Genomic DNA, 7610 nt, shown 5'->3' with positions numbered 1-7610 from the left:
CGGCGCGCCTGCGTCTCGCGCGTGAGCATCCGGGCCCGCTCCTCGGTGGACTCCTGGAGCGAGCGCGCCATCTTCGTGAAGGTCTCCGCGAACGCCTTGAGCTCCCGGGGCCCCTCGACGGGCCCCGCGATATCGAAGTCTCCCGCCTGGAGCGAGCGTGCCCTGTCCGTGAGGCGGGACACGGGGCGCGAGAGGCGGCGCGCGAAGATGAAGGAGAGCCCCACGGCGAGCAGCCCCAATACCGCCGCCACCTGGGCCACCCGGGCACGCAGCGCGCGCGCTGGAGCGAACGCCTCGGCCTGCTCGATGTGGGCCATGATGCAGCCTCCGCCAATCTCCTCGATGAAGCGGAAGCCATGGATGACGTCGACGCCGCGATAGTCCGGGGCCAGGATCTCCGCGTCCCGTCCGGACAGACACTCGCGCATGGGGCGGGCGTCGATGGGATGACTCTTGTGCTCTCCGGAGTGCCCCGGGTACTTCGGCTTCGTGATGAACAGGCCCTGGGTGTCCGCCAGGAACGTCTCCCCCGACTCGCCCAACCCGGAGCGATCCTCGAACATGGGGTCGAGCAGCGCGGCATCGAACCGGAGCCCCAGGGTCATCCCGCCGTCCTGGACGCGGAGGTGGTAGGCGCGCCTCTCCTCCTGCTTCGGCTCGAAGCGTGCGAGCTGACCTGGAGGCAGGGAGGCCATGTTCTCCGGGGTCACCTGCTCGCCTACCTGGACGGGCTCCAGGCCAGGGATCACCAGCCGTGCCCCCAGCACGCCCTCGGTGTTCACGAAGTCGGAGAGCGCCTCCTGGAAGCAGAGCACCTGCCCTGGGCCCGCCCTGTCGGTACAGTCCGCGGTGGCGACCCGCAGAAAGCCGACGGCGCGCTCTTGCTGCCGGCGCAGCCGCATCACCAGGGACTGCTCGCGTGCATTCGCGGCAATCCCCACGGTGCGGATGGCGTCCTGACTCAGGGCTTCGCTCGCCGCCCGATAGGACAGCCAGCCAAGCACCGCCGTCGTCACCAGCACCGGGGTCACCATCAGCAGCAATAGCTGTGAGCGATAGGAGAGGGACCTCATGACCTTCTGGAAGAATGGTCATGTGGGCGACGGGCCCCACCACCCAGCCCGAGGCTGCGCACGAGGGGCTCGGTCGCCGCCATGCCGGGCGGACGGTCCGCCTTTCCTGGCGAACGGGAGGCGCTATGCTCCGCGCCATGCCAACCCCCCACATCTCCGCCGCGCCCGGAGACTTCGCCGACGTGGTCATCATGCCCGGCGATCCGCTGCGCTCCCGCTACATCTCCCAGCGCTTCCTCCAGGACGCGCGCGAGGTCACCTCGGTGCGCAACATGCTCGGCTACACGGGCACCTTCCGGGGCCGCAAGCTCTCCATCATGGGCCACGGAATGGGCATCCCCTCCGTGTCCATCTACGCCACCGAGCTCATCCAGCACTACGGCGCCCGCGTGCTCATCCGCGTGGGCAGCTGCGGCGCCATCCGCCAGGACGTGAAGCTGCGCGACGTCATCATCGCGGTGGGCGCGGGCACGGACTCCAACGTCAACCGCATGCGCCTGCAGGGCCAGGACTTCCCCGCGGTGGCGGACTTCGCGCTGGCCCGTCAGGCCGTGGAGGCCGCCGAGAAGCGCGGCCGTCCGGTGCGCGTCGGCTCGGTCTTCACCTCGGACTTCTTCTACACCCCGGGCGGAGAGAAGTACGAGCTGCACGAGCGCATGGGCATGCTCGCCGTGGAGATGGAGGTGGCGGGCCTGTACGGCGTGGCCGCCGAGTTCGGCGCCCGCGCGCTCGGGCTGCTGACGGTCTCCGACCACCTGCGCACCAACGAGCACCTCACCCCGGCCGAGCGCCAGACCACCTTCGACGAGATGATCGAGCTGGCGCTGGACGTGGCCGTCGCTCAGTAGGCGCCGGTACGCCGCACCACCGCTGGGAGCGTCTTGAGGAGGATCTCCACGTCCAACCAGAGCGACCAGCGGTGGATGTACTCGCAGTCGAGCCGCACCACCTCCTCGAAGTCGGTGATGGAGCTGCGGCCGCTGACCTGCCACAGGCCGGTGATGCCCGGAAGGGCGCCCAGCCGGCCGAAGTGGTGCTCGCGGTAGGTGGCCAGGTCCGACTCGAAAAAGGGCCGGGGCCCCACGATGGACATGTCCCCGCGCAGCACATTGAAGAGCTGGGGCAGCTCGTCCAGGCTCCACTTGCGAAGGATGGCGCCCACGCGGGTGACGCGCGGATCATTGGGAATCTTGAACAGGCGCGCGTCACCGCTGGTGTTGAGGTGGGCCAGCTTCGCCTTCTCCGCGTCCGCGCCCACCCGCATGGTGCGGAACTTCATCATGCGGAAGGTGCGGCCCCCTTGCCCCACCCGCTCCTGGGCGAAGAAGACGGGCCCGCGCGAGTCGAGCTTGATGGCGAGCGCGATGAGCGTGAGCAGCGGGGAGATGAGCAGCAGCCCCAGGCCGGCGCCCGTCAGGTCCACCATCCGCTTGACCCAGAGTTGCTGCGCGCGCAGCGAGGGCACCGTCAGCTCCATGAAGGAGAGCGAGCGATAGGAGACGGGTGAGGGGCGCACCCAGCCGAGCCTGTCGTAGCGCGACACGGCGAGCAGGCGACCTCCCGCGGAGACCACCGCCTCCAGCAGCAGCCTGTGCTGGGCATCGCTCACGAAGCCGCAGAGCACCACGGTGTCCACGGGGTTGTCCTTCAGGACGGTCCAGAGGTCATCGATGGAGCCGAGCACCTTGTCCTGGGTACCGCCGGGCGAGGCCGCCCCCTGGGGGGAGATCCATCCCACCACTTCCATGCTGCCATGGAGCGACAGCCGCTCGCGTACCCGCCGGCTGGCGGGGTCGTCCGGAGAGCCCACGAGGAGCACCCGCTCGGCGGGCGAGTGGTAGAGGCGGATGAAGCGGGAGATGAGGAAGGAGAGCGTGAGACGGGTGCACAGGACGGTGAGGCCCAGGCCGGCCACGGCGGCCATGTAGTGCGCCACCACGGAGAAGATGTCGCGCAACCACAGGTCGCGCCAGAGCACGAGGCCCACCGCCAGCGCGACCCCGCTGAGCATCTTCCGGGGAGAGCGCCAGTCATCTCCCGAGTGGTAGGCGCCCGCCACCAGCAGGCCCACCACGAGACCGACCGCCATCTGCCATCCGCCATAGGCGCCGAGCGCGGGCACCACCCAGCGGGTCGCCTCATCGAGGGGCTCGATCGGCAAGCCGTCCAGCGCGGCGACCAGGGCGGCGCGGGCCACGAGGAAGGCGGCGGTGTCGGCGGCCACCAGCAGCAGCACGCGCGAGAAACCACGCACCGCATGCATCAGCAGGGTGCGGGAAGCACGGCGCTGCAGATAGACCCGAGCAGGCACCAGCCAGAGCGGCTTGATCGCGGCGAAGCGGCCCGAGGGGGTGACCGTCCCCATCGGAGGAGGAACCATCGAAGCAGGGGGGCTCACTGCAACAGTGTGGCACCTGGATTCCTCGGGAGTCCATCCTCTCCAGGTGAAGGAGCATTCAAAGAAGAGCCTCCAGACGCTCCTTCTCCATAGGGCTCCATTACCAGCGGCATATTCCGATTGGACCCCACCGGGCGAGCAGGCTCAGAGGTGGGGCATCCATGAAACGGGATGTACCCTCCACGCCGGAAACGGCGAAGCGCGGTGCTCCCAACACCCGTGTCCTCGGCGCCACGCCTTTTGTGCACTCGGCCCACTCCTTGCTGAGAAGTAGCGCGGGGGAGATTGACCAACGAGGTCACCCGTCGCACGCTCAAGCGCATGGGACGGCACACGACAGAGGGTGGGAACGCCTTCCCCCAGGCGCCCACTCAGGAGGAGTGGGAGGCGATGGGACCGGAGGAGCGGGCTCGGGTGGTGGAATCCCTGCCTGGAGAGGTGACGTGGGACGAGATGGCCATGCCGGAGGGCGACAGACACTTCCGGGCCAAGGTGCGCACGATGGACGCGCTCAAAGGCTACTTCGCCCACCAGCGGCGCAAGGTGTACCTGGGCGCGGAACTGCCGGTGTACTACCCGGGAGAGCGGCGCTTCGCGCCGGACCTGCTCGCCGTCCTGGACGTGGAGACGCACGAGCGGGACAAGTGGATCGTGAGCCACGAGGGCAAGGGGCTGGACTGGGTGATGGAGGTACACGTGGGCGGCGACCGGAAGAAGGACGCCGAGTACAACGTGGAGCGCTACGCCCGAGTGGGCATTCCCGAGTACTTCATCTACGACCGGTCACGACAGAGGCTGGACGGGTACCGGTTACCCACACCCGAGGCGAGGCAGTACGAGCGAATGGAAGCGAAGCAGGGCCGGTACACCTCGGAGGTGCTGGGGCTGGAGCTGGAGCTGGTGGGGGATGAGCTGAGGTTGTGGTCCGGCAACGCGCTGCTGCTGGAGTCCGGGGAGTTGCTGGAGCGGCTGAAGGAGAAGTTGGAGGAAGCGCAGCAGCGAGCGGAGGAAGAGGCGCGACGCCGCGAAGAAGAGGCGCGACGCCGCGAGGAAGCGGAGCGCCATCTGGCGGAGCTGCGGACCGAGCTGGAGCGCCTTCAACAACGCGAGGACTGAGGACTCCCCTTCTGGCCGCCTTGCCGCGCCCTCAGACCATGACCTCGGTGCGCGGGGCGTAGACGGGGGCCTCGGGCTCCTGGGTGAAGACCCGGAGCTTCCGGTAGTCCTCGTACTCGGCCTGGAGGGTCAGCACGTCCCCCGGCGCGATACGTGTCTGGCCGGTGGGGTGCAGCTTCTCGGAGCTGTCACCCTTGCCGCGCATCGAGAGCGCCAGCCCTCCGAAGCGGTCCCGTACGTCCGAGATGGTCATCCCCGGCAACCCGTCACGCGCCTCGAAGACGGACACCACCATCAGGTGCGTGCCGATGCGGAACGAGTGGATGATGCGGGGGTCCAGCGCCGCCAGCGCCATGGCCGGGGCCGCCAGCGACGAGCTGCTCAGCGCCTCGGCCTTGAAGGTGTCGCGCACCTTGGCCACCAGGTCGTCGTCGAAGAGCCGGATGACCACCCGGATGTCCGGGTTCATCCGCCGCGCGTCCAGCGCGATGTTCAGGTTGGCCAGGTCGTCGTCCGTGGCGCAGACGATGGCCGCCGCCTTCTTCACGTTGGTGCGCGGCAGGCACTGCGGGCTGCGGATGTCGTCGATGAGCAGTGGCACCTGCTCGTCCCGCAGCACCGCGACGAACGTCGCCTCCTCGCGCTTCTCCACCACCACCACGTCCTTGCCCAGCGCGCGCAGCTGCGCCACCACCCGGTACCCCACGCGCCCCGCCCCACACACCACCACGTGCCCCTTGAACGCCTCGGCAATCACCTCGAACCACTCCTTGTCCTGCCGGTGCTTGGCGAAGAAGAGGTACGCGAAGCGCACCACGCCATCGACCAGCACCGCGATCCCCACTGGCGGGATGATCATGTCGAACAGCATCAGCAGGTTGTCATCCACATCCAATGACGGCTGCCCATAGAGCAGGAAGTAGACGTGACGCAGCGCCTTGCCCAGGCTCACCGGGTGCCCGTCCGGCATCACATGGCGCACCCGGTACACCAGCGGCATCAGGCCGAAGAGCAGCACCGCCATGAGGACCGTCGTGCGGAAGCGGCGCAGCAACGCCCCGAGGTAGCGCGCGTTCATCTCCAGGCGGCGGCGGAGAGTCACCATCGCCACCTTCCGTACCATGCCCACGCTACCTCGGCCACCCGAGGTCACCGCGCGTGCTCCCGCTCCTCCGAGAGAGTAGCGTCGCGACACGTCCCTTGAAGAATCGAGCAACCGGGGGGAGGAGCTCGAACATGACCATGCTGGTGGGTGCCTTGGCCGTGCTGGTGTGCCTCAGTGGTGCGTATTGGGCCCTGGGCCTGTGGGGCCTCACGCGAATGGAGCGAGGGTTGCCGCGCCTGGGAGCCTCCGGCGTTCCCGAGCCGGGCCGGTGGCCCCGGGTGTCGCTCGTCATCCCCGCCTGCAACGAGGCGGACACGCTGGAGGCCGCCGTGGCCTCGCGCCTCGCCCAGGACTATCCGGAGCTGGAGGTGGTGCTCGTCGATGACCGCTCCACCGACGGGACGAGCGCCCTGGTGGATCGCCTCGCCGCGTCCGACTCGCGGGTGAAGGCCGTGCACCTCACCCATCTTCCCGAGGGCTGGTTGGGCAAGCTCCACGCCCTCCACCGCGGCGCCGAGGCCGCCACAGGGGAGTGGCTGCTCTTCACCGACGCGGACGTGCACTTCACCCCGGACACCGTGCGCCGCTCCATCTCCCTGTGCGCGGCCCGCGGGTGGGACTTCCTCTGTGTCCTGTTCCACCTGCGGCCCACGTCCTTCCCGCTGGACACCGTCACCTCCACCCTCATGCGGCTCGTCGGCACCGCCGGCCGTCTGCACCAGGTGGCCGACCCCCAGTCATCCGCCTCCATGGGGGCCGGGGTCTTCAACCTCATCCACCGTGACTTGCTCGCGCGGACGCCCGGCTTCGAGTGGCTCAAGCTGGAGATCGCCGATGACTGGGCCCTCGGGCAGATGGCCAAGCGCGCGGGAGGCCGCTGTGGCGTGGCGCATGCGCTCGAGCATGTGAGCGTGGAGCTCTACCCCTCGCTGGGCGCCATGGCCCGAGGCAGCGAGAAGAATGGCTACGCGGTGATGGGCCACTTCAGCAACACGCGCCTCATCTTCTCGTGCCTGCTCTTCCTGCTCATCGAGACCGCGCCGCTGCTCGCGCTGGCGCCGGTGTGGCCCGGGTGGCTCCGCGTGCTGGGCCTGGTGGGCACGGCCCTGGCGCTCGCCATGTGCGCCCTCGCCAGCCGCACCTTCCGCCGCCCCCTGCTCGCCACGCTCGCGTTCCCCGTGGGCACGCTCCTCTACGTGGCCGTCATGCTGCGCTCGGGGTGGCTCGGCTGGCGGCGCGGGGGCATCGTCTGGCGCGGCACCCTGTACCCCACGGAGATGCTGCGCGCGGGGGCACGGGTGCAGTCGCCGTTCTAGGGGACGGGCCCGTGACTCCCGAGCCCCTCGCAACAGGGGCTCAGGCGCCCGTCGTCGGGGTGATGCTCGTCTCGGATTCCTGCTTCGAGCGCCTGCGCTCGATGAGCCACACGGCCAGCACGCCCAGCTCGTAGCAGAGCAGCATCGGACCGGCCATCAGCGACAGGTTCACCACGTCGCCCGTGGGCGTAAGGATGGCGGCCGCGATGAGGCACACCACGAAGGCGTGCCGCTGGTACTTCATCAGGAAGCCCGCGCGCACCACGCCCACCAGGCCCAGCAGCGCCATCACCAGCGGCAGCTCGAAGATGATGCCGAAGGACAGCAGGAGCAGCAGCACCAGCGAGAGCTGCTCGTTCATCGTCAGCATCGGCCGCGTCCACGCCTCGGCCACGTGGCGCGCCTTGCCCAGCGCGAGCTGCTTCTCCAGCCGCCACAGCCCGGCCATCTCCTCGGCACGCGTGGGCGCCACCCCGGCCAGCAGGCTCGCCGCCTCGTCCAGGGCCTTGCCCGACGCCGCGTAGTCCTCCTTCGCGTACGCCGCCACCGCCTCCGCCCGCTTCTCCACCGCCTGCCGCAGCACACTGCGCGCCGGCGCGCCA

The 7610-nt window shown here is 69.4% G+C and carries 7 protein-coding genes; 3 read left to right on the top strand and 4 right to left on the bottom strand.

From position 1 onward, the window contains the following. The coding region (locus VF697_RS26260; protein ID WP_331099458.1) for a HAMP domain-containing protein at nucleotides 1–1073 on the bottom strand (1073 nt) is incomplete at its 3' end. Nucleotides 1074–1210: 137 nt separating this feature from the next. Here VF697_RS26260 and deoD point away from each other — a divergent pair. After that, nucleotides 1211–1921, top strand: a complete 711-nt coding sequence (gene deoD / locus VF697_RS26255) for a purine-nucleoside phosphorylase (RefSeq protein WP_331099457.1) — start codon at nucleotides 1211–1213, stop codon at nucleotides 1919–1921. On the opposite strand, the gene VF697_RS26250 is transcribed toward deoD, so the two are convergent. Continuing rightward, a complete protein-coding gene (locus VF697_RS26250) occupies nucleotides 1915–3438 on the bottom strand; it encodes an exopolysaccharide biosynthesis polyprenyl glycosylphosphotransferase (protein ID WP_331099456.1) in 1524 nt (507 codons plus the stop codon). The genes deoD and VF697_RS26250 overlap by 7 nt on opposite strands. A 354-nt stretch (nucleotides 3439–3792) precedes the next feature. Between VF697_RS26250 and VF697_RS26245 the strand changes: the two genes are divergently transcribed. Further along, the gene (locus tag VF697_RS26245; protein ID WP_331099459.1) at nucleotides 3793–4587 is read left to right on the top strand and encodes a Uma2 family endonuclease; all 795 of its coding nucleotides are present in this window, start codon (nucleotides 3793–3795) and stop codon (nucleotides 4585–4587) included. A 31-nt stretch (nucleotides 4588–4618) separates the two neighbouring features. Here VF697_RS26245 and VF697_RS26240 read toward each other — a convergent pair whose 3' ends face one another. Further along, nucleotides 4619–5692, bottom strand: coding sequence for a potassium channel family protein (locus VF697_RS26240; RefSeq protein WP_331099455.1), 1074 nt, complete (start codon nucleotides 5690–5692; stop codon nucleotides 4619–4621). Between the two features lie 131 nt (nucleotides 5693–5823). On the opposite strand from VF697_RS26240, the gene VF697_RS26235 reads away from it, so the two are divergent. After that, nucleotides 5824–7008: a glycosyltransferase family 2 protein gene (locus tag VF697_RS26235; RefSeq protein ID WP_331099454.1), complete on the top strand. Its 1185-nt coding sequence runs from the start codon at nucleotides 5824–5826 to the stop codon at nucleotides 7006–7008. Between the two features lie 40 nt (nucleotides 7009–7048). Here VF697_RS26235 and VF697_RS26230 read toward each other — a convergent pair. Then, on the bottom strand, nucleotides 7049–7610 hold a 562-nt coding region (locus tag VF697_RS26230; RefSeq protein ID WP_331099453.1), incomplete at its 5' end, for a twin-arginine translocase subunit TatC.

It is taken from the genome of Archangium sp. (genome assembly GCF_036388035.1).
Taxonomy (GTDB): Bacteria; Myxococcota; Myxococcia; order Myxococcales; family Myxococcaceae; genus Archangium.
The sequence above is the reverse complement of the archived record's forward strand: the minus strand, read 5'-3'. Positions and strand labels throughout refer to the sequence as shown.

Bases quoted from the DNA above. Each gene is read 5' to 3' on its own strand.
- deoD (WP_331099457.1), top strand. From the start codon at position 1,211: ATGCCAACCCCCCACATCTCCGCCGCGCCCGGAGACTTCGCCGACGTG.
- VF697_RS26250 (WP_331099456.1), bottom strand. From the start codon at position 3,438: ATGGGGACGGTCACCCCCTCGGGCCGCTTCGCCGCGATCAAGCCGCTC.
- VF697_RS26245 (WP_331099459.1), top strand. From the start codon at position 3,793: ATGGGACGGCACACGACAGAGGGTGGGAACGCCTTCCCCCAGGCGCCC.
- VF697_RS26240 (WP_331099455.1), bottom strand. From the start codon at position 5,692: ATGGTGACTCTCCGCCGCCGCCTGGAGATGAACGCGCGCTACCTCGGG.
- VF697_RS26235 (WP_331099454.1), top strand. From the start codon at position 5,824: ATGACCATGCTGGTGGGTGCCTTGGCCGTGCTGGTGTGCCTCAGTGGT.